Source organism: Bacillus sp. N3378-2at (assembly GCF_033412715.1).
In the GTDB taxonomy this organism is placed as follows: Bacteria; Bacillota; Bacilli; order Bacillales; family Bacillaceae; genus Bacillus; species Bacillus subtilis.
Genome location: NZ_CP117986.1, coordinates 3,092,114 through 3,112,366 on the forward strand (window position 1 = coordinate 3,092,114; position 20,253 = coordinate 3,112,366).

Consider the following 20,253-nt stretch of genomic DNA (forward strand, 5'->3'; position numbering starts at 1 on the left):
AGTGATCTCTGGAAGTTTTTTTATTGATCAGGATTCAGTGTGTAGTACATCCAGCCCATCATAACTATTCCCGCGGTCAGATTGCCGAGCGTAACGGGGATTAAGTTTCTGACTGCTCCCATCAGTGTCACTGTATCAGGGTGCTCGATCAAAAGCGAGATGGCGAATGTGCACATATTGGCAATGCTGTGTTCAAAGCCGGAAATAAAGAAGCAGAAAACGAATAGCATCATGGTAAAAAGCTTTGCTCCTTCCCCTTTGAGAGACATTGGAATGAAAAAGGCGAGGCACACAAGCCAATTGCACAGCATTCCTCTGAAAAACAATTCGGAAGCCGGCGGTTCCATTTTGTGCTCTGCCAAATGAATCAAAAAGGAATGAACAGAAGGCTCCTCAAAAAGTCCCGTCGCGCTGATCAGGATGGCAAACAGAATGGCGCCGATTAAATTGCCGGCATAGCTTGACATCCACAAGTACAGGGTGTTGCGCCAGCTGAGTTTTTTCCGGAGCGCGGTATAGGTGAAATAAAAGGTGTTGCCGGTAAATAAATCTCCGCCTCCGTAAGCAATCAGCAGAATAGCGGCCCCGAAAGTGACAGCGGCTGCCGGAAAGGCAAACGGAGAATCAGCCATAAAGAAATAGCTGCCTGTTTTGCTTGCGGCTGTAATGCCAAAACCAATAAACATACTGGCCAAAATGGACCGAAGCACATAACGGATTTTGCTTGAAGCGAATATGTTTTGTTTTTTCAAAGCATACTGTTCAACCTTTTGCAATGCTTGAGTTTCCATTGTCTTTTCCTGCTTTCTTTCATGATTGAGCATAGTATAGCACGGTATTGTGAAGTATTTCACAATTAATTTTTACGAATTTTTGTCTACATGTTTTATCAAACTATTTAACTAAAAAAATAGTTGACGAAAACGCTGTCATGATTTATGATGAAAGCGTATTCTTAATCTGAATAAGCGGGATTGTGACTGGTAAAGCAGGCAAGACCTAAAATTTGCGTAAATGAAAAAGGATCGCTGTGTCCTTTATTCGTTGGCGAATTTTAGGTCTTTTTTGTTTAAATAAAAGGGGGAGAAATAGATGGATTACAAAGAGACTGCAAAACGCCTCATTGAGCTTCTCGGAGGGAAAGAAAATATTATCAGCGCGGCTCATTGTGCAACAAGACTGCGTTTAGTGATGAAAGATGAATCAAAGATAGATCAAGCACAAGTAGAAGAGCTTGATGGCGTCAAAGGGGCTTTCAGCAGCTCTGGCCAGTACCAGATCATTTTCGGAACAGGCCTTGTGAATAAAGTATTCGATGCCTTTGCTAAAGAAGCTGATATCGAGCGTGAAGAACACGTAAATCATCAGGATGCGGCAAAAGAAAAGCTGAATCCCGCTGCGAGATTTGCGAAAACGCTTTCTAATATTTTTGTTCCAATCATCCCGGCTATTGTAGCCAGCGGCCTATTAATGGGATTGCTGGGTATGATCAATGCGTTTCATTGGATGAGCAAGGATTCTGCGCTTTTGCAGCTGCTTGATATGTTTTCAAGTGCAGCATTTATTTTCTTGCCGATTCTAATCGGGGTCAGCGCTTCAAAAGAGTTTGGCAGCAATCCATACTTGGGAGCGGTCATCGGGGGAATCATGATTCATCCGACTCTTTTAAATCCATGGGGATTGGCGGAAGCGACACCTGATTACATGCATCTTTTCGGATTTGATATCGCGCTTCTCGGCTACCAGGGAACTGTTATCCCTGTCCTGCTTGCGGTGTATGTGATGAGCAAGGTAGAGAAATGGACGAGAAAAGTGGTTCCACATGCGGTAGATTTGCTTGTTACACCATTTGTTACTGTAATTGTCACCGGGTTTGTTGCTGTTATCGCGATTGGCCCTCTAGGCAGAGCGCTTGGCTCCGGCATTACGGTTGCTTTAACTTATGTGTATGACCATGCCGGTTTTGTTGCGGGCCTGATTTTCGGGGGCACGTATTCACTCATCGTGCTGACAGGCGTTCATCATAGCTTCCATGCGATTGAGGCTGGGCTTATTGCAGATATAGGAAAAAACTACTTGCTGCCGATCTGGTCAATGGCGAATGTCGCACAGGGCGGGGCAGGTCTTGCCGTCTTCTTTATGGCGAAAAAGGCAAAGACAAAAGAAATCGCGCTTCCGGCAGCATTTTCCGCTTTTCTCGGCATTACTGAGCCCGTCATATTCGGAGTCAATCTTCGCTACCGAAAACCGTTTATCGCCGCGATGATCGGAGGCGCATTGGGTGGGGCATATGTCGTCTTTACACATGTAGCTGCAAACGCTTACGGGTTAACGGGTATTCCGATGATCGCCATTGCGGCTCCGTTTGGCTTCAGCAACTTGATTCACTATCTGATTGGCATGGCGATTGCGGCAGTGTCAGCGTTCATCGCAGCATTTGTCATGAAGATTAATGAGGATGAGGAGAGGAAAAAATGACAGCACATGATCAGGAGCTTCGTCGCCGGGCTTATGAAGAAGTGGAGAAAAAAGAGCCCATCGCTGACAGCGATCCGCACCGCCAGCATTTTCATATCATGCCGCCGGTTGGGCTGCTGAATGACCCGAATGGCCTGATTTATTGGAAGGGCAGCTATCATGTATTCTTTCAGTGGCAGCCGTTTCAGACGGGGCACGGCGCAAAATTTTGGGGGCATTATACGACACAGGATGTTGTGAATTGGAAGCGGGAAGAGATTGCGCTGGCTCCGAGTGATTGGTTTGATAAAAACGGCTGCTACTCGGGCAGCGCTGTCACGAAAGACGATCGGCTCTATCTGTTTTACACAGGAAATGTCAGGGATCAGGATGGAAACCGGGAAACGTATCAATGCCTTGCTGTTTCTGACGACGGGCTGTCCTTTGAGAAAAAGGGTGTTGTCGCCCGCCTTCCGGAAGGATATACGGCGCATTTTCGCGATCCGAAGGTATGGGAGCATGAAGGCACATGGTATATGGTGATTGGTGCGCAAACAGAGAATTTGAAAGGGCAGGCTGTATTGTTTGCTTCTGATAACCTGAGTGAGTGGAGATTTCTTGGCCCGATAACCGGCGCGGGCTTCAACGGGCTGGACGATTTTGGATACATGTGGGAATGTCCGGATTTGTTTTCCCTTCAAGGATCGGACGTGCTGATTGTTTCGCCTCAAGGGCTTGAGGCTGACGGTTTCCGTTATCAGAACGTATATCAATCAGGTTATTTTGTCGGGTGTCTCGATTATAACAAGCCTGAACTGAAGCATGGTGAATTTACGGAGCTTGATCAAGGTTTTGATTTTTACGCGCCGCAAACACTTGAAGATAATCAGGGCAGACGAATTTTGTTTGCATGGATGGCTGTGCCTGACCAGGATGAAGGATCTCATCCGACGATTGACTATCACTGGATTCACTGCATGACGCTGCCGAGACAGCTGACAATATCAGGCGAGAAGCTGATTCAGCAGCCGCTGCCTGAGCTGAAAGCCATGCGCAGAAATGAGAAAAAAATACACATCAATATGCATGGATCATCTGGTACGCTTCCAGTGGAAAAGCCTGAAAGAGCTGAGATTCTGCTGGAAGACATTCATACGGAGTCTGGCTTTTCAATCAGTATCCGCGGAACGGCTACGTTTTCCTTCCAAAAAGACGAGGGGATTGTTACGCTGGAACGAAAGAGCTTTGACGGAAAAAGAAAAGAGTCGAGACATTGCCGCATCAAGGATTTGCATACCGTACACATGTTTCTCGACGCGTCATCTGTGGAAATCTTTATCAATAACGGAGAAGAGGTCTTTAGTGCGAGATATTTTCCTTTCCCGGGAAATCATGAAGTAACAGCCAGTTCGACCGGGAAATCTGAAATGAATGTCTTAATTTGGACACTTATGTAGAAAATCCTTCTATTTTCTTATGTGAAATCTAAGCCATCTGTGCTATTCTTCAACGATAACCTACTATTTTTTTCTGTAAAAGGAGTTGTTTTCTTGAATATACATGAACAGAAGATAACACCGGAATGTTTGGAAAAGGCTGCTAACCAAGTTGAAGATAAGCGGGAAGAATATAAGGATGTGCTGCTTCAGCTGAAAAAAATGCTTGGCGGAACAACGCCGCACAGTGAAACGGCGGAAATTCTCACGCGGGCATATGAACAAATGAAGGAATATGCACTTTTTGTTCAGTCGATAGAAACATTTTTGAGGAAATCTGCAAACAATTTAAAAATTAAATAAACAGGCTGCCGATGGGATCGGCAGTTTTTTCTGTGAAAAGTCTTCGGTGATTTAAAAAGGGCTGCCTCTTTGTTAGGCAGCCCCTTTTGTTTATGATTGTTGATTCAGGCGCAGTGCAGAATGCTTCGTAGGACCAACATACTGGTTTAGCGGGAAGGATTCTTTAATGGCCGCTGTGATGAATTCTTTCGCTGCGTAAATGGCTTCTTTGACTTCCGCACCTTTGGCAAGCTCCGCTGTCACGGCTGCTGAGAACGTACAGCCTGCGCCATGTGTATAAGGCGTATCGATCATTTCGCTTTCAAGGACTTCCGCTGTTTCTCCGTCATAGAGAACATCAACGGCTTTCTCATGTTTGAGTTTGCCTCCGCCTGTAATGACGACATATTGAGCGCCGAGTGCGTGAATTTTTTTCGCGGCTTCGATCATATCGTCAACTGTTTTTAGTTCATCCATGCCGCTGAGCTGGCTGGCTTCAAACAAGTTTGGCGTAATGACAGTGGCTAGCGGAGCCAATTGCTCACGCAGGGCTTGGGCGTGCTCCGGATAAAGGACTTCATTAGCACCTTTGCAAACCATAACAGGGTCAATTACCACATTTTTTAATTGTTTTTCTTTGATCGTTTTTGCCGCAAGCTCGATAATGTCAACGGTTGGCAGCATTCCTGTTTTCATGGCGTCCACGCCGATGCCGTCCGTAATTGTTGCAAGCTGGGCGCGGATTGTATCAGTATCGATCGGGAATACCTGATGGTCCCAGCTGTTGTTTGGGTCCATCGCAACGATCACCGTTAAGGCGGTCATCCCGTATACGTTTTTTTCTTGAAATGTTTTTAAATCAGCTTGAATCCCAGCACCGCCGCTGGAATCTGAGCCGGCAATGGTGAGTGCTTTATTCATAGACATGTCTTGAACCTCCATCGTGTTTTGTCTTTCATTATAGTTAGGTTTTCTCTGTATCACAATATAGAAGGCTTAGCAATTCATCTAGTATTTTCATTAGCACCTTATCCTGTTTCAGTAGGATATTCCCACTGATCTCCCGTCCAATATATGTTTTAATAGTACATGACTATGAAAATGAGAAGGAGAGCATCATGAAGATTTCTATCGTAATTGTGACCTATAATCGGATTCCGGCTTTGTGTGAGCTTTTGGAGTCGATTTCCCGCCAGACCTTGAAGCCGTATGAAATTATTATTGTGAATGATGCCGGGGAATCGGTCGTGCCGGTCAAAGCACTGTATCCGGAGCTGCCGATTGCTGTCATCAATTTAGAAAAGAACTCGGGGCATGTGGCTGCGAGAAATGCCGGTGTAAAAGAGGCGTCTGGCGATTGCATTATGCTGTGTGATGACGATGATTTCTTTACGCCAGGGCATATCGAGAAAATGGCAAAGGAAATAGAAACGGCTGACTTCGTTCATTCTGATGCGGAAATAGTTTCGTTTGAAGAGAAATACGGAACAAGATATCCAGTGTCACGGAAATTGTTTGCTTATACCGCTGACTATGAGGATATGAGAGTGTTTTCTACATACGTGCCGTCGGGCAGCATGTACAGACGTTTTCTGCATGATGAAATCGGGTATTTCGATGCTGATGTGCACAATTACTGGGATTGGGATTTTTATCTGCGCGCGGCCAAGGATTACCGGGTGAAGCGTGTCCCTTGCGCCAGTGTGATTTATGCCTTCAGTGACGCGGGAGACAATCAGTCTGCGGACCTTGGCGCCAAGCGGAAGCAATATTTGGATCGTTTAAGTGAAAAGCACGGACTCGGGGAGCTGCCGACGAAAAACTTTGCCGTCCTGCTTGAAGAGCCTGAGATGAAGAGGCGGGAAGCAAAAAGTGAAATGGTTTGGGATGGCGAGCCTGTCTATTCCAGACTTCATCGTTCGTAAGGGGGCCTAAATCTTGAAACAGCTTTTACAAGACAGCTGGTGGAATCAGCTAAAGGAAGAGTTTGAGAAACCGTATTATCAAGAGCTCAGAGAAATGCTGAAGCGGGAATACGCGGAGCAAACGATTTATCCGGACAGCCGGGATATTTTCAATGCGCTGCATTATACATCATATGATGATGTCAAGGTCGTCATTCTGGGACAAGATCCGTATCACGGGCCGGGACAGGCTCAAGGTTTAAGCTTCTCTGTCAAGCCCGGTGTAAAGCAGCCGCCTTCGTTAAAAAATATTTTTCTTGAGCTGCAGCAGGATATCGGGTGCAGCATCCCGAATCACGGGTCGCTTGTGAGCTGGGCAAAGCAAGGCGTTCTTTTGCTGAATACTGTGCTGACAGTAAGGCGCGGACAGGCGAATTCCCATAAGGGAAAAGGCTGGGAGCGACTGACGGACCGAATTATTGACGTGCTGAGTGAAAGAGAGCGGCCGGTTATCTTTATTTTGTGGGGACGGCATGCTCAAATGAAAAAAGAACGGATCGACACCTCCAAGCATTTTATCATTGAATCGACGCATCCCAGCCCGTTTTCTGCGAGAAACGGATTTTTCGGGAGCAGACCGTTTTCCCGGGCGAATGCCTATTTGGAGAAAATGGGAGAGGCGCCGATTGATTGGTGTATTAAGGATTTGTAAAAAGCGCAGGTGATCTGCTCTTTTTTATTTGAGTATTTTTCGAATCATTCGCAGCCCGTTTTTGGAGGAAGGATAACGAAATGCGAAGTCGAAACGGTTCGTTTGTTTGACGACGCTTTTTTTGTGCGTGAATGTGTTAAAACTGTCAAACCCGTGATAGCTGCCGATGCCGCTTTCCCCGACGCCGCCGAATGGCAAATACGGCGTCGCAACATGCATTAACGTATCATTGACACAGCCCCCGCCAAACGACAGATTTCCTAAAACAGCGCGCTCAGTTTCTTTGTTTGTGGTGAAGAGATACAGGGCGAGCGGCTTAGGGCGCGATTGGACTTTTTCAATGACTTCCCCGATATCGCGGTATGTAAAGAGCGGAAGAATCGGCCCGAAAATTTCCTCCTGCATCACTGGAGAGTCATCTCTCACTTGTTCGAGAATGGTCGGCGCAATTTTGTGGTGATCAGGATCAGATTGTCCGCCTGTGAGCGGGATGCCATCATTCAGAAAGCTGAGCAGCCGCTGATAGTGGCGCTCACTGACGATTTTGCCGTACTGTGGATTCCGTTCCGGCTGAGGGCCGTAAAATTCTCTGATCGCACGCTTCATTTCTTCTGCCAGCTTCGTTTTGATGTCCTCGTGGACAAATAAATAATCCGGTGCGATGCAGGTTTGTCCCGCATTTGTAAATTTCCCGAAGACGATGCGTTTGGCGGCAAGCTGAATGTCAGCATCTTTATGGACGATGCAGGGGCTTTTGCCGCCGAGCTCCAAGGTTACGGGAATTAATTGTTTGGCGGCGGCCTCCATGACGATTTTTCCTACAGCTACACTGCCTGTAAAGAAAATGTAGTCAAAGGGCTGCTGTAATAATGCTGTGCTGACATCGGGCCCGCCTTCTGCCATAGCGACATAATCAGTAGGAAAAACGCTGCTGATGAGTTTGGAAAGAATAGCAGAAACAGCCGGCGTATATTCTGATGGCTTGAGAACGACCGTGTTCCCCGCCGCAATGGCTCCAATCAACGGAGAAAGCGCCAGCTGCAAGGGATAGTTCCAAGGTGCAATCACCAAAACGGTTCCATACGGCTCAGGAATGATGATGCTTTTGGAGCCTAGATGAGTCAGCGGCGTTTTGACTCGTTTCGGCTTGGACCATTTTCTCAGCCGTTTCATGACAAAGCTGATTTCCTCCAAGACGATTCCGATTTCTGTTGAGTATGCTTCTTGCTCGGATTTGTGGAGATCCTGGTAGAGAGCGGCTATGAGATCGGCTTCATGAGTTCTGACGGCTTGTTTCAGCTTTCGCAAAATGTTCAGTCTCGATTCAAGCGGTCTCGTATGTCCCGCCGCAAAATAGGCTTTATGCTTGCTGATGATAGAGGGGATGCTGTTCATTCCGTTTCTCCTTTTTGTAAGGTATGGTGATTTATTATGTGAAAAATCTCTTCTGCTTGTCAATCGCGCAAGGTTTGTCAGAAAAAATAACAAACTCATATCTGCGTTTACAGCAGGAATTTGATAAAATGCAGGAAGACAACATTTATTTTTTTGGAGGGTGCTTCATGAACATTCATATATCTGCATTAATTCAAAAGATGGAAGAGGAGCTGAAAAAAGCAAAAACAGCTGAACGGGATGAGGAGCTGAAGCGTTATGTAGCGGTTGTCCGTTCTCTGTGTGATGTCGTGCTTGATCAGCCGGAGAACGTGAGCGCGCCCCGCATACAGCCGAGCGTTACGCCAAGTCCCGCCGCGCCGCCATCGACAGACCAGCTGATGATGGAAAAAATGATGGGGAGCGCGGGATTAAACAAATTTCGAAAGCAAGAAAAAGAGAAGCAGGAAGAGGATGGAAACGGAGAGTCTTTATTTGATTTTTAAAGAGAGAGGTTGAGCTTACGTGAAATTGGTTCTTGGCGCGCTGCAATGGACAGCGTTTATCATTGCTGCGGCGATAGTTGTTCCGGTGGCGGTTGCCCAGTCGTTTCATCTGGATCACTCAGATTCTGCAAGATTGATTCAAAGCACTTTTTTTGTACTGGGAATTGCCGCCGTCATTCAGTGTTTGAAAGGCCACAGACTGCCGATTAATGAAAGCCCAGCCGGCTTGTGGTGGGGAGTGTATACGATTTACGCAGGGCTGACGGGAACTGTGTTTGCGACATATGGAGACACACTGCGGGGTTTGCAGGGAGCTCTTCTTGTAAGCGCTGTATGTTTCTTTTTGTTAAGTGTTTTCAAGGTCATTGACAGACTTGCAAAATTGTTTACTCCGGTTGTAACGGGCGTCTATTTATTGCTTCTTGTCATGCAGCTGAGTCAGCCCATTATAAAAGGAATTCTCGGAATCGGTTATCGACAGGACGGGGTGGACGGTCTTGTATTTGGCCTGGCGCTTGTTGTGATCGCTGCCGCTTTTATAATGACAAATTCGAACATCATGTTTTTTAAGCAATATTCTATTTTATTCGCCTTGTTCGGCGGGTGGGTGCTGTTTGCGGCTGCCGGAGCGGCAAAGCCGATTGAAATGCCGGACCGGCTGTTTCAGCTGCCTTCCCTGTTTCCTTTTGGGACACCGTTATTTAACAGCGGCCTGATCATCACTTCTATTTTTATTACCATCTTGCTGATTGTGAATATGCTGGCGAGCATGAAGGTTGTGGACATCGCCGTGAAAAAATTCAGCAAACAGCCTGATGGAAAGCATCATGAACGCCATGCCGGTTTTGCCGCTTCATTCAGCCATCTGCTTAGCGGTTTGACGGGAGCTATTGCGCCTGTTCCGATTTCGGGAGCCGCGGGTTTTATTGAAACGACCAAAATGCCTTCTAAAAAACCGTTTATGCTCGGCAGTATTTTGGTTATCGTGATCAGCGTAATCCCGTTTTTTATGAATACGTTTGCGAGCCTGCCGTCACCCGTTGGATTTGCGGTGAATTTTGTTGTGTTCTCCGCAATGGGCGGTCTGGCCTTTGCCGAATTTGATTCATATGAGAAAGAAGAATCAAAAAGGGTGAGGTCTATCATCGGCATCTCACTGCTGACAGGGGTCGGTATCATGTTTGTTCCTGAAACTGCGTTAAAGGGATTGCATCCGGTATTTATTTCTCTATTAAGCAACGGGCTCGTATTAGGGACGCTTGCTGCAATAGCTGCTGACCAGTTCCAGCTTTGGCGCAGGAGAAAATCCGACAATCTCGTGTCAACGGAGAACAAACATTGAATTTTGGTGCAGGTGCGATAAGATAAATGATATGAGTTTAACGAAAAGGCGGGAGAGATAGATGAAAGTTTTTATCATATTAGGGGCTATTAACGCCCTGCTTGCCGTGGGACTCGGAGCATTCGGCGCTCACGGATTAGAAGGGAAAATACCTGATAAATATCTTCAGGTTTGGCACACAGGCGTGCAGTATCATATGTATCACGCCCTTGGGTTATTCGTTGTCGCGTTTCTGGCTGATAAATTATCCGGCATAGGCAGTGTCACGACAGCCGGCTGGCTGATGTTTGCGGGAATTGTGCTGTTTTCCGGAAGCTTATATATTCTAAGTGTGACGCAAATCTCCATTCTTGGAGCGATCACCCCGCTCGGCGGTGTGGCGTTTATTATTTCTTGGATTATGATCGTTGTCGCAGCCGTCAAATATCTATAATCAAAAAAGCCAATCCTCATCATATGAGTGATTGGCTTTTTTCTTATCTTGGCGAATAGGACGCCATGGAATATGGATACGTATAAGCAATTTCTTCATCAAATGTAATGTAATCGAGGTAGATTGTCAGGAGCAGGTAGCGTGTTCCTGATTTCGGGTCGCTGATAATAATGTGATCCCGGCCTGCAGCTTCGATGACGCCGCGAAAAATCTTCGAGCCCCATTCCTTGCTGTTTTCAAATGTCATATAAATGGTGGCCGTTTTTCCCCGATTCAGGCGCAAAATATTCTCGATGTAAGATTCCTCAACAGGCAGCATGCCGGGAACGCTTTGGCCCGGTCCTGACGGTGTAGGCCCCGATGGAATTTGAAAACCGCCGCCCTGCTGCTGGCCCGGGAATCCAAATCCCTGCTGTCCTTGTTGTCCTTGCTGTCCCTGCTGCATTGGCATCATTGGCTGCATCCCCATTGGCTGCATTTGTGAGCCTTGGCCTTGCTGCGGGTACGGGTTGGCGCCAAACTGAGGCTGATACCCCTGCATATTATCAAATGCCTGCATTTGCTGATATTGATTTTTTTTCGGTTTCATATCGTTCCTCCTTTTTATGAAAACCATTCAAAACATGTTCTGGATGTATAGGTGAACGCTCCGCGATGACTCACCTCCGATGGAAAACGATCTTAGTCGCTGGTGCGATTTTTATCTCTTTCACCTTATGAGGCTGATGCTTGGATTATGCTGAAAAAGAACAGCGGACCGATCAGATTTCGCTCTGGGCAGCCGCTGTTTTTCAGAGACATACACAAACTTTTCGCATATTGGTTTGTATCCCTAGCGCAACTTGAGCATAAGCAACATAAGATAACGATAGTTTCAGGTGTGAAGTTCCAAGAAGGAGGTGTAGGATTTGCCTAAAGTATCAGTCATTATGACGAGCTATAACAAAAGCGATTATGTGGCAAAGTCCATTTCTAGCATACTCTCACAAACGTTTTCAGATTTTGAATTGTTTATTATGGATGACAACTCCAATGAAGAGACGCTGAATGTAATCCGTCCTTTTTTGAATGATAACCGAGTGCGTTTTTATCAAAGCGATGTATCTGGAGTGAAGGAAAGAACAGAAAAAACGAGATACGCGGCACTGATCAATCAGGCGATTGAGATGGCGGAGGGTGAATATATCACCTATGCGACGGATGACAACATCTATATGCCGGACCGCCTCCTGAAAATGGTGCAGGAGCTCGATACCCATTCTGAAAAGGCTGTGATTTACTCAGCCTCCAAAACCTATCATTTAAACGAGAATCGCGACATTGTAAAAGAAACTGTCAGGCCTGCCGCTCAAGTGACATGGAACGCACCGTGCGCAATTGATCATTGCTCGGTGATGCACAGGTATTCGGTGCTTGAGAAGGTAAAGGAGAAGTTTGGCTCCTATTGGGATGAAAGCCCGGCGTTTTACCGTATAGGAGATGCGCGGTTCTTTTGGAGAGTCAATCATTTTTATCCGTTTTACCCGCTGGATGAGGAGCTGGACCTGAATTATATTACCGACCAATCGATTCACTTTCAGCTGTTTGAATCAGAAAAAAATGAATTTGTCAGGAACCTTCCTCCGCAGCGAAATTGCCGAGAGCTGCGTGAATCATTAAAAAAGCTTGGAATGGGGTGAGAGCTTGTCGGCCTATTTAAGCAATTATTGGGTGCTGTACCGGAAGTACGTGGAGCTTTTTGACAAACTTCGCTACAAAGGGATTCCGCTTGGGCTTATCAGTAATTTTTATCAATACATCAGCCCTGAGCTGAGGGTGATGATGGAAGAAGAACCGGAATTATTCGGATCGGTGGATCAGCATATCGATGAGGGACAGATTCAGCCGTTTTTTGAAGAAAGAATTCAAAACATCGTTAAAACAAATGACAAACCTGTTAAAGGGAAAGTCATTTTGCACTTTGATTACCTGCGTTTTTCAAACGGAAATTACTATCAATTTGATCCTGAAAAAACGGCTGTTTTGGCCAGATGGAGTTTGCCGCATTATTGTGATCTGCCTGTAATTAGCAAGCGGGAGATTGCGGATTCATGCCAAAAAGGCGATTCGAAGCAGTATCTCGAAACAGCCTGTTCGCTTCTCGCCCCTTATGATGATCACCCGGCATTTGGTGATCAAGCGTTTCGCGACCGGCTTTTCAAAGATATTCCTTTATTTATAGAGGCCATTGATACAGTTGATGCGCTGTTTGAACAGGAAAAGATTTCAGCTGTTATTGTCGGAACGGCAGAAGACATTTACAGCAGGGTGCTCGCTCTCATGTGTCAAAGAAAAGGGGCCGTCAGCATTTGTCTTCAGCATGGCGCATTGATGGGAGATGAAGCCTTCATTCCTGTTTTTACAACCTATCAAGCTGTTTTTGGTGCGTATGAAGCAGAGTGGTTCATACGAAAAGGCTGTAAACCCGAGCAGATTCTCGTAACGGGACATCCCCGCTTCGATCAGATTTTTAACAGAACGCCTATGGATATGTCCATATTCTATCGAAAACTTGCTTTTCAGCCGACTAAAAAAATTGTGCTCATTGCCACTCAGCCCTTTTCAGAAGACTTTTATTCCGGTGTGCTGCAGGGGCTTTCTGATCAGAAGCAGCTGCAGATCATTATCAAACCCCACCCGTGGGAAATCGGAAAAAACAAGCTTGATCTGTATCACGAGGCGGCGAAAAAACATAAAGCATGCAGAGTCATCAAAAAGGAGCTGGAGCTTTATGATTTGCTGCCGTATGCTGATGCCGCAGTGACGCAGACCTCGACAGTCGGTCTTGAAGCCATGCTGTTTCAAAAGCCTGTGCTGATCGGAAAATCGTCCGGAAATCGCTCGTATCCGTATTATGAGTCTCTTGGCGATTTTATGTTTGACCAGCCGGATGAACTAGCGCACACCTTGGTTGAAGTTCTTCGAAGTCCCGACGTGCATCAAAAAGCAGAAGAGGCGCGCCTGGCATTCATAGCGGCTAATTATCCGGTGGCAGAATCAACAAATGCTTTATTTGCGGAACTGAAAGCCAAAACAGGGGTTGATTACAGGCGGGAAGATACTGAATAAAATGATAGGAGCGCAAAGAAATGGTGCAAAAGAGAAATCATTTTCTCCCTTACTCATTGCCGTTAATCGGTAAGGAAGAAATTCAGGAGGTTACAGAAACGCTTGAATCGGGATGGCTTTCTAAAGGCCCGAAGGTTCAGCAGTTTGAAAAAGAGTTTGCCGCGTTTGTCGGGGCGAAGCACGCCGTGGCGGTGAATTCATGTACCGCAGCTTTATTTTTGGCTTTGAAAGCAAAAGGGATCGGGCCCGGGGACGAGGTCATTACCTCTCCGCTTACGTTCAGCTCGACCGCCAATACGATTATTCATACGGGAGCGACGCCTGTGTTTGCGGATATTGACCAAAACACGCTCAATATTGACCCGGTAAAGCTTGAGGCGGCCGTCACACCGCGAACGAAAGCAGTTGTGCCCGTCCACTTTGGCGGGCAGTCCTGCGATATGGATGCAATATTGGCTATTGCCCAAAATCATGGTTTATTCGTGCTGGAGGATGCGGCACATGCGGTATATACGACTTATAAGCAAAGAATGATCGGTTCTATCGGAGATGCAACGGCATTCAGCTTTTACGCCACCAAAAACCTCGCGACAGGGGAAGGCGGCATGCTGACGACTGATGATGAGGAGCTTGCCGATAAGATCCGGGTGCTAAGCCTTCACGGCATGAGTAAAGCCGCATGGAACCGTTATTCTTCAAATGGCAGCTGGTACTATGAAGTCGAATCGCCCGGCTATAAGATGAATATGTTTGATTTGCAGGCGGCCCTCGGACTTCATCAGCTAAAACGGCTGGATGATATGCAGAAACGGAGAGAAGAGATTGCCGGCCGCTATCAAACCGCTTTTCAGCAGATTCCGGGACTGATCACGCCGTTTGTCCATGATGACGGCAGGCACGCCTGGCATCTATATGTTCTGCAAGTTGATGAAAAAAAGGCCGGGGTTACGCGCAGCGAAATGATTACGGCTTTAAAGGATAAATACAATATCGGCACTAGCGTTCATTTTATTCCAGTACACATTCATCCGTATTATCAAAAGCAATTTGGATATAAGGAAGCGGACTTTCCGAATGCCATGAATTACTATAAACGAACCCTTTCTCTCCCGCTCTATCCATCAATGTCTGACGACGATGTAGATGATGTCATTGAAGCTGTGCGGGATATCGTAAAAGGGGCTGATTAAGTGTATACGGTAAAAGAAAATGTCTCCAAAGAGTTGATTGAGGAATTTCTCCAAAGCCGACAGCTTACACTGGATGTTCCGTATCAATTTTCCCTCGGCCTTTTTGAAAACAGCAGGCTCCAAGGCGTATTGCTTTACGAAGATTCTTTGTGGGAAAGCAAGGTGCTTCAGAAGAAAGTCATGAACGTCAAACTTCTTGCGGCAAATAGTACCGGGCAGCTAAAGAGGCTGTTTGAAGCTTTTTATACTGTACGCCAAATGGATGAAACGGATTTTATCTTTGTCCGTGTTCCCGCTGAAGATATCGGAGCCGCGCATGTGATACAGCAGCAGCCATCCTCTTACTTTGTCGGGAGTTTGCTGAAGCTGGCGATGCCTCCGTCTTTTTATGACAAAACACCGCCATTTTTTGAACTGGGCCCGCCTGAGCCCGGAGACACAGAAGCGATATGTGAGCTGGCCCGAGACTCGTTTACAAAAAGCAGATATTTTCAGGATCCTCATCTCAGCCGCGATGCAGCAAACAAAATATTTCAGGAGTGGACACGAAACAATCTGAATGGAAGGGCGGCGGTCAATATTGTCGCTAAACACAATGGCGAGGTCATCGGCTATCTTCAGGGCTTATCAAGAGATGATGAATGCATTCTCGATTTGATGGCTGTAAAGCCGGGATTTGAAGGAAAACGTATTGCGTTTCATTTATTGGCGAATCTCATAGAACAACCGGAGACCCAGAAGCATAGAACGGTAACAGCGGGGACGCAGCTCCACAATGTAAGGGCGATCCGCCTTTATGAACGAATGGGCTTCACCGCTGAACAATCGTATTACTATTATCATATTTGGCCGGGCAAGGAGGCGAAATAATGGCAGCGTTTCAGATCGCGAATAAAACTGTAGGCAAAGACGCTCCTGTTTTTATTATTGCTGAGGCGGGGATTAATCATGACGGGAAGCTTGATCAGGCTTTTGCGCTGATAGACGCCGCGGCGGAAGCGGGAGCGGATGCCGTGAAATTTCAAATGTTCCAAGCTGATAGGATGTACCAGAAAGATCCTGGTTTGTACAAGACGGCAGCGGGCAAGGACGTCTCTATTTTTTCTTTGGTTCAATCTATGGAAATGCCTGCTGAGTGGATTTTACCGCTATTGGATTACTGCCGCGAAAAGCAGGTGATCTTTTTAAGTACGGTATGTGACGAGGGGTCAGCTGATCTGCTTCAGTCTACCTCGCCGAGCGCTTTTAAAATCGCATCCTATGAAATTAACCATCTCCCGCTGCTCAAATATGTCGCCCGGCTGAACAGGCCGATGATTTTCTCGACAGCCGGAGCTGAAATCTCTGATGTTCACGAAGCTTGGCGCACCATCAGGGCAGAGGGAAACAATCAAATTGCCATAATGCATTGTGTGGCGAAATACCCAGCACCGCCGGAGTACAGCAACCTCAGCGTCATTCCGATGCTTGCCGCCGCTTTTCCTGAGGCAGTAATCGGCTTCTCCGATCATAGCGAGCATCCGACAGAAGCGCCATGTGCCGCGGTTCGGCTCGGAGCAAAACTGATAGAAAAGCATTTTACGATCGATAAAGATCTGCCGGGTGCCGACCACTCGTTTGCATTAAATCCGGATGAATTGAAAGAAATGGTCGATGGCATCAGGAAAACGGAAGCTGAGCTGAAACAGGGGATCACAAAGCCGGTCTCTGAAAAACTGCTTGGCAGTTCATACAAAACAACAACCTCCATCGAAGGAGAAATCAGAAATTTTGCATACAGAGGCATTTTTACAACAGCTCCGATTCAAAAAGGTGAAGCCTTTAGTGAAGACAATATCGCAGTGCTTCGGCCCGGACAAAAGCCGCAGGGGCTGCACCCGAGATTTTTTGAACTGCTGACCAGCGGTGTTCGGGCTGTAAGAGACATTCCAGCCGACACAGGCATTGTCTGGGATGACATTTTACTGAAGGACAGCCCGTTTCATGAATGATATTCTCTTTATCATTCAAGCAAGAATGGGTTCAACAAGGCTTCCGGGAAAAGTGCTTCGGCCGCTCGGATCGAATCGTTTACTTGATATTCTCGTTCACCGTGTCCGGCAAAGCGCGTTTTACCAAAAGGATCGGGATAATCTTGTCATCGCCACGTCTGACAAAGAAACTGACGACATATTAGAGGCGCACTGTATCAAACAAGGCTTTCGTGTTTTCCGCGGGAGCGAAGAACGTGTCCTCGATAGGTTTGTGAAGGTCATAGAAGCTGTTAAACCGTCAGTCATCATCCGGTTAACGGGTGATAATCCGTTTGTCGATCCGGAGCTGCTCGATGTAATGATTAAGGCGCATTTTGATCAAGGATCGGATTATACGTATATCCTGAATGCCCCATTAGGGATTTGCGGCGAAGTGGTCAACGCCAACCTGTTAATTGACATCAGCCGTATTCAGAATATGGAGGATCAATATCAGGAGCATGTCACGTTATATATAAGGAATCATCCAGCTCTTTATCGTGTTCAGTTTTTAGAGGCGCCGGAACGATTTCGCGCCCCTCAATATCGGCTGACCATTGATACAAAGGAAGACTATGAATCGATAAAGGCCCTCTATCAAAAAGCAGGCGAGCGCCCCGATGTATCCGCCTCAGAGCTTATCACCCTTCTGAACCGGAACCCCGATGCGGCAACCGAACGAGAGGCTGACTAGCCATGCGTGTTGGGATCTTCGCAGACGGCGGCTATGAAAAGGGAATGGGCCATGTTGTCCGGATGAAGAGACTTGCGGAGGGGCTCAAACAGCGATGCTTGATTACGTTTTATACGAATCAGGAGTCTGAAGCGTTTCTTCATGAAGAGCATTGGCGTGTCATCGTAAAGCCGGAGCTGCAGCAGCACGAATTTATTCTCCGGGAAATAAAAAGCAAGAAGCTTGATTTGCTTTTGTTTGATATTCTAGGCGCGCCTGCAGAGCTGTTAAAGAAAATAAAGACGGAGACAGATGCGAAAATTGTTCTTTTTGAAGAGAAAAACGGTAAATCAATTCAATATAGTGACGCAGTCATTAACGGAATTTACGGTGACATCAGAAGCAGGGTGTACGTTCAGGGAAACACACGCATTTATGAAGGTCCGGACTATCTTATTCTTCACCCCGCCTTTCAGGCCGCAAGAGAGGATTACACACTTAAGAAAGACTGCCGCAATATCCTTGTTGCATTAGGAGGAAGTGATCCGAAGCAGCTTATTTTTAAAGTGCTGGCTGCCGCTGATCAAGTCCCCGACATAAAAGACAAAAACATGATGTTTGTAATGGGGAGCGCTTCACCGCATCAAGAGGCAGTCCGAAGGCGGATCGAAAAGAAGCCGCAGTACAAGATGATCGAACAGACAAATGATATGGCAGGTTTGATGAAACAAGCGGACGCAGCCATTGTCGCCGGCGGCATCTCTCTATATGAAGCCATTTGCATCGGCGTGCCGTGCCTTGTTCTTTCTCAGGTTGAGCATCAAACGGCAACAGCAAAAACATTTGCTGGCCAAGGCGCCGCTCTTGATCTTGGTTTGGGTGAGCTTGTACCGGATGAAACACTCATCTATCAGATGTCACGCATTATGAGCAGCTATCCTCTTCGCCTTTCTTTGCACAAGGGAGGAAGGCCGCTCGTGGATGGCAAAGGCATTATACGGGTAACAGCTATTCTTCAAGATTTATATGAACAAGAGATATAAAAATGCATGTAAGGAAGTGTTAATGTGAAAGGTGTTATTTTAGCCGGAGGAAACGGCTCACGCCTTATGCCCTTAACGAAAGCCGTCAACAAGCATTTGCTTCCTGTAGGCCCGTATCCGATGATATACTGGTCGATTATGAAGCTGGAAGAAGCCGGAATAAAAGACATTTTACTCATCAGCCAAAAGGAGCATATGCCGCAATTTTACAAACTGCTTGGGAACGGGGAAGAGCTTGGCGTTACTATCACTTATCAAGTACAGCCGGCAGCATCGGGCATTTCGGATGGGCTGTCTTATGCAAAGCGCTTTACGAAAAAAGAGTCTTTCATTTTATTATTAGGTGATAATATATTTGAAGATTCATTAAAGCCTTATACAGAACGCTTTGAACAGCAGGGGAAAGGAGCAAAAGTGCTTCTGAAAGAAGTTGATGACCCGGAACGTTTCGGGATTGCTGAGATTGATGAGAAAAACAAGCGGATTCGTTCCATCATCGAAAAGCCCGAACAGCCACCGACCAACCTTTGTGTTACCGGCATTTATATGTATGATGCAGAGGTGTTTTCATATATTGAACAAATATCACCATCAAAGCGCGGCGAGCTGGAAATCACCGATGTGAATAATCTATACATCGAAAACAGCCAGCTTACGTATGATGTGTTATCAGGCTGGTGGGTAGATGCCGGAACTCACGAATCGCTTTATCTCGCTTCCCAGCTTGTACACCAGGCTTTACGGAAAGGACAGGACGAAAAGTGATGGCAAAATCATATTTAATTACAGGCGGAGCCGGCTTCATCGGGCTCACGTTTACAAAGCTCATGCTGAGGGAAACGGATGCGCGCATTACCGTTTTAGATAAACTGACGTACGCCAGCCACCCGGAGGAAATGGAAAAATTAAAGCAAAACAGCCGTTTTCGCTTTGTGAAAGGGGACATCAGCGTTCAGGAGGATATCGACCGCGCGTTTGATGAGACCTACGATGGCGTCATTCACTTCGCAGCAGAATCGCATGTGGACAGAAGCATTTCCCAAGCAGAGCCGTTTATCACCACAAATGTCATGGGGACATACCGATTGGCGGAAGCGGTCTTGAAAGGAAAAGCCAAGAAGCTGATTCATATTTCAACAGATGAGGTATACGGGGATTTAAAAGCGGATGATCCCGCGTTTACAGAAACGACGCCGCTTTCTCCTAATAACCCATACTCAGCCAGCAAAGCAAGCTCTGATTTGCTCGTGTTGTCTTATGTGAAAACCCACAAGCTTCCGGCCATCATTACACGATGCAGCAACAATTACGGACCTTATCAGCACAGCGAAAAAATGATTCCGACGATTATCCGTCATGCGAAGCAGGGCCTGCCTGTTCCGCTGTATGGCGATGGACTCCAGATCCGAGACTGGCTGTTTGCGGAGGATCATTGCCGCGCGATCAAGCTGATTTTAGAAAAAGGGACCGACGGCGAGGTGTATAACATCGGCGGCGGAAATGAACGCACGAATAAAGAGCTGGCGAGTGTCATTTTGAAGCATCTGGGCTGTGAGGAATTGTTCGCCCACGTGGAAGACCGAAAAGGGCATGACCGGCGCTATGCGATCAATGCATCAAAGCTGAAAAACGAACTGGGCTGGCGGCAGGAAGTGACGTTTGAAGAAGGCATTGCGCGTACGATTCAGTGGTATACAGACAATGACCGATGAGAAGGTGAT

Annotated in this window: 21 protein-coding genes; 17 read left to right on the forward strand and 4 right to left on the reverse strand. The window is 46.6% G+C overall.

Features of this window, described 5'->3' with window-relative positions; all coding sequences use genetic code 11:
- Window positions 1-20 precede the first annotated feature (20 nt).
- Entirely contained in the window at window positions 21-791 is a 771-nt protein-coding gene (locus tag PUN35_RS16565; RefSeq protein ID WP_014481261.1) for a formate/nitrite transporter family protein, read from the reverse strand.
- A 301-nt stretch (window positions 792-1,092) separates the two neighbouring features.
- On the opposite strand from PUN35_RS16565, the gene scrA reads away from it, so the two are divergent.
- The 3 genes from scrA (at window position 1,093) to PUN35_RS16580 (ending at window position 4,256) form a co-directional block, all read left to right on the forward strand.
- Entirely contained in the window at window positions 1,093-2,478 is a 1,386-nt protein-coding gene (gene scrA, locus PUN35_RS16570; RefSeq protein WP_014481260.1) for a PTS system sucrose transporter subunit IIBC, read from the forward strand.
- Window positions 2,475-3,914 carry a sucrose-6-phosphate hydrolase gene (gene sacA / locus PUN35_RS16575; RefSeq protein WP_014481259.1) on the forward strand — a complete coding sequence of 480 codons (1,440 nt, stop codon included), beginning with the start codon at window positions 2,475-2,477 and terminating at the stop codon, window positions 3,912-3,914. Before scrA ends, sacA begins: the two co-directional genes overlap by 4 nt.
- A gap of 93 nt (window positions 3,915-4,007) precedes the next feature.
- Window positions 4,008-4,256: a hypothetical protein gene (locus PUN35_RS16580; RefSeq protein ID WP_003243437.1), complete on the forward strand. Its 249-nt coding sequence runs from the start codon at window positions 4,008-4,010 to the stop codon at window positions 4,254-4,256.
- Between the two features lie 90 nt (window positions 4,257-4,346).
- On the opposite strand, the gene PUN35_RS16585 is transcribed toward PUN35_RS16580, so the two are convergent.
- Complete coding sequence (locus tag PUN35_RS16585) at window positions 4,347-5,162, reverse strand: bifunctional hydroxymethylpyrimidine kinase/phosphomethylpyrimidine kinase (protein ID WP_014481258.1); 816 nt, start codon at window positions 5,160-5,162, stop codon at window positions 4,347-4,349.
- Window positions 5,163-5,353: 191 nt separating this feature from the next.
- Here PUN35_RS16585 and PUN35_RS16590 point away from each other — a divergent pair, with 191 nt between their 5' ends.
- Both PUN35_RS16590 and PUN35_RS16595 read left to right on the forward strand, forming a co-directional pair.
- Window positions 5,354-6,160, forward strand: a complete 807-nt coding sequence (locus tag PUN35_RS16590) for a glycosyltransferase family 2 protein (RefSeq protein ID WP_014481257.1) — start codon at window positions 5,354-5,356, stop codon at window positions 6,158-6,160.
- 13 nt (window positions 6,161-6,173) lie between these two features.
- Entirely contained in the window at window positions 6,174-6,851 is a 678-nt protein-coding gene (locus tag PUN35_RS16595) for a uracil-DNA glycosylase (RefSeq protein ID WP_003242965.1), read from the forward strand.
- Window positions 6,852-6,875: 24 nt separating this feature from the next.
- On the opposite strand, the gene PUN35_RS16600 is transcribed toward PUN35_RS16595, so the two are convergent.
- A complete protein-coding gene (locus PUN35_RS16600) occupies window positions 6,876-8,246 on the reverse strand; it encodes an aldehyde dehydrogenase (protein WP_014481256.1) in 1,371 nt (456 codons plus the stop codon).
- Between the two features lie 167 nt (window positions 8,247-8,413).
- Here PUN35_RS16600 and PUN35_RS16605 point away from each other — a divergent pair, with 167 nt between their 5' ends.
- From PUN35_RS16605 to PUN35_RS16615, 3 genes are all read left to right on the forward strand, one after another.
- Window positions 8,414-8,731, forward strand: a complete 318-nt coding sequence (locus PUN35_RS16605) for a YwdI family protein (protein WP_014481255.1) — start codon at window positions 8,414-8,416, stop codon at window positions 8,729-8,731.
- Between the two features lie 19 nt (window positions 8,732-8,750).
- Complete coding sequence (locus PUN35_RS16610; protein ID WP_014481254.1) at window positions 8,751-10,073, forward strand: purine/pyrimidine permease; 1,323 nt, start codon at window positions 8,751-8,753, stop codon at window positions 10,071-10,073.
- Between the two features lie 61 nt (window positions 10,074-10,134).
- On the forward strand, window positions 10,135-10,506 hold the full coding sequence (locus tag PUN35_RS16615; RefSeq protein ID WP_003227446.1) for a DUF423 domain-containing protein: 372 nt from the start codon (window positions 10,135-10,137) through the stop codon (window positions 10,504-10,506).
- A 43-nt stretch (window positions 10,507-10,549) separates the two neighbouring features.
- Here PUN35_RS16615 and gerQ read toward each other — a convergent pair whose 3' ends face one another.
- A complete protein-coding gene (gerQ, locus tag PUN35_RS16620) occupies window positions 10,550-11,095 on the reverse strand; it encodes a spore coat protein GerQ (protein WP_014481253.1) in 546 nt (181 codons plus the stop codon).
- Window positions 11,096-11,414: 319 nt separating this feature from the next.
- Here gerQ and spsA point away from each other — a divergent pair, with 319 nt between their 5' ends.
- The 9 genes from spsA to rfbB are packed head-to-tail and all read left to right on the forward strand — an operon-like array spanning window position 11,415 to window position 20,244.
- On the forward strand, window positions 11,415-12,185 hold the full coding sequence (spsA, locus tag PUN35_RS16625; protein WP_014481251.1) for a spore coat dTDP-glycosyltransferase SpsA: 771 nt from the start codon (window positions 11,415-11,417) through the stop codon (window positions 12,183-12,185).
- A 4-nt stretch (window positions 12,186-12,189) separates the two neighbouring features.
- Complete coding sequence (locus PUN35_RS16630; RefSeq protein ID WP_014481250.1) at window positions 12,190-13,614, forward strand: CDP-glycerol glycerophosphotransferase family protein; 1,425 nt, start codon at window positions 12,190-12,192, stop codon at window positions 13,612-13,614.
- Window positions 13,615-13,634: 20 nt separating this feature from the next.
- Window positions 13,635-14,804, forward strand: coding sequence for a DegT/DnrJ/EryC1/StrS family aminotransferase (locus PUN35_RS16635; protein ID WP_014481249.1), 1,170 nt, complete (start codon window positions 13,635-13,637; stop codon window positions 14,802-14,804).
- The gene (locus PUN35_RS16640) at window positions 14,805-15,674 is read left to right on the forward strand and encodes a GNAT family N-acetyltransferase (RefSeq protein WP_014481248.1); all 870 of its coding nucleotides are present in this window, start codon (window positions 14,805-14,807) and stop codon (window positions 15,672-15,674) included.
- Window positions 15,674-16,795: an N-acetylneuraminate synthase family protein gene (locus PUN35_RS16645; protein ID WP_031601100.1), complete on the forward strand. Its 1,122-nt coding sequence runs from the start codon at window positions 15,674-15,676 to the stop codon at window positions 16,793-16,795. Before PUN35_RS16640 ends, PUN35_RS16645 begins: the two co-directional genes overlap by 1 nt.
- Window positions 16,788-17,510 (forward strand): glycosyltransferase family protein, encoded by a 723-nt coding sequence (locus PUN35_RS16650; RefSeq protein WP_014481245.1) that lies wholly within the window; start codon window positions 16,788-16,790, stop codon window positions 17,508-17,510. Before PUN35_RS16645 ends, PUN35_RS16650 begins: the two co-directional genes overlap by 8 nt.
- 2 nt (window positions 17,511-17,512) lie before the next feature.
- A complete protein-coding gene (locus PUN35_RS16655; RefSeq protein ID WP_014481244.1) occupies window positions 17,513-18,532 on the forward strand; it encodes a PseG/SpsG family protein in 1,020 nt (339 codons plus the stop codon).
- 24 nt (window positions 18,533-18,556) lie between these two features.
- A complete protein-coding gene (locus tag PUN35_RS16660) occupies window positions 18,557-19,297 on the forward strand; it encodes a sugar phosphate nucleotidyltransferase (protein ID WP_014478328.1) in 741 nt (246 codons plus the stop codon).
- Window positions 19,297-20,244 carry a dTDP-glucose 4,6-dehydratase gene (gene rfbB / locus PUN35_RS16665; RefSeq protein WP_003244201.1) on the forward strand — a complete coding sequence of 316 codons (948 nt, stop codon included), beginning with the start codon at window positions 19,297-19,299 and terminating at the stop codon, window positions 20,242-20,244. Before PUN35_RS16660 ends, rfbB begins: the two co-directional genes overlap by 1 nt.
- The last annotated feature ends 9 nt before the right edge of the window (window positions 20,245-20,253 follow it).

Coding starts and splice junctions, on each gene's coding strand:
- PUN35_RS16565 (WP_014481261.1), bottom strand. CDS start 791: ATGGAAACTCAAGCATTGCAAAAGGTTGAACAGTATGCTTTGAAAAAA.
- scrA (WP_014481260.1), top strand. CDS start 1,093: ATGGATTACAAAGAGACTGCAAAACGCCTCATTGAGCTTCTCGGAGGG.
- sacA (WP_014481259.1), top strand. CDS start 2,475: ATGACAGCACATGATCAGGAGCTTCGTCGCCGGGCTTATGAAGAAGTG.
- PUN35_RS16585 (WP_014481258.1), bottom strand. CDS start 5,162: ATGTCTATGAATAAAGCACTCACCATTGCCGGCTCAGATTCCAGCGGC.
- PUN35_RS16590 (WP_014481257.1), top strand. CDS start 5,354: ATGAAGATTTCTATCGTAATTGTGACCTATAATCGGATTCCGGCTTTG.
- PUN35_RS16600 (WP_014481256.1), bottom strand. CDS start 8,246: ATGAACAGCATCCCCTCTATCATCAGCAAGCATAAAGCCTATTTTGCG.
- PUN35_RS16605 (WP_014481255.1), top strand. CDS start 8,414: ATGAACATTCATATATCTGCATTAATTCAAAAGATGGAAGAGGAGCTG.
- PUN35_RS16615 (WP_003227446.1), top strand. CDS start 10,135: ATGAAAGTTTTTATCATATTAGGGGCTATTAACGCCCTGCTTGCCGTG.
- gerQ (WP_014481253.1), bottom strand. CDS start 11,095: ATGAAACCGAAAAAAAATCAATATCAGCAAATGCAGGCATTTGATAAT.
- PUN35_RS16635 (WP_014481249.1), top strand. CDS start 13,635: ATGGTGCAAAAGAGAAATCATTTTCTCCCTTACTCATTGCCGTTAATC.
- PUN35_RS16645 (WP_031601100.1), top strand. CDS start 15,674: ATGGCAGCGTTTCAGATCGCGAATAAAACTGTAGGCAAAGACGCTCCT.
- PUN35_RS16650 (WP_014481245.1), top strand. CDS start 16,788: ATGAATGATATTCTCTTTATCATTCAAGCAAGAATGGGTTCAACAAGG.
- PUN35_RS16655 (WP_014481244.1), top strand. CDS start 17,513: ATGCGTGTTGGGATCTTCGCAGACGGCGGCTATGAAAAGGGAATGGGC.
- rfbB (WP_003244201.1), top strand. CDS start 19,297: ATGGCAAAATCATATTTAATTACAGGCGGAGCCGGCTTCATCGGGCTC.